This is a genomic window from Vogesella mureinivorans, from assembly GCF_007644035.1.
Classification (GTDB): Bacteria; Pseudomonadota; Gammaproteobacteria; order Burkholderiales; family Chromobacteriaceae; genus Vogesella; species Vogesella mureinivorans.
In genome coordinates this window covers 1-272 of record NZ_VMTV02001082.1, presented here as the reverse complement: position 1 = coordinate 272, position 272 = coordinate 1, and the positions used below count along the sequence as shown (strand labels likewise).

The following is a 272-nucleotide window of genomic DNA, read 5'->3' as shown; positions in this document are numbered from 1 at the left end:
CGCGCACCGCCGGATCGTCGTGGGTGTCCTCGTCCAGCAGGATGTCGAAGGCGGCCGTCTGCAGGGCGTCGCCCGCCAGCACGGCCGTCGCTTCGTCATAGGCGCGGTGCACGGTAGGCCGTCCACGCCGCACGTCGTCGTCGTCCATGCAGGGCAGGTCGTCGTGGACCAGCGAATAGGCGTGCACGCATTCCAGCGCGCACGCCGCGCGCAGCACGGGCCGCTCCTCCAGATCGAACAGCCGCGCCGCCTCGAGGGCGAAGAAGGGCCGC

Annotated in this window: 1 protein-coding gene; it reads right to left on the bottom strand. The window is 72.1% G+C overall.

The genetic code is table 11. The features are described 5' to 3' along the window. The coding region (locus FLQ44_RS22845; protein WP_206209131.1) for a polyprenyl synthetase family protein at positions 1-272 on the bottom strand (272 nt) is incomplete at both ends.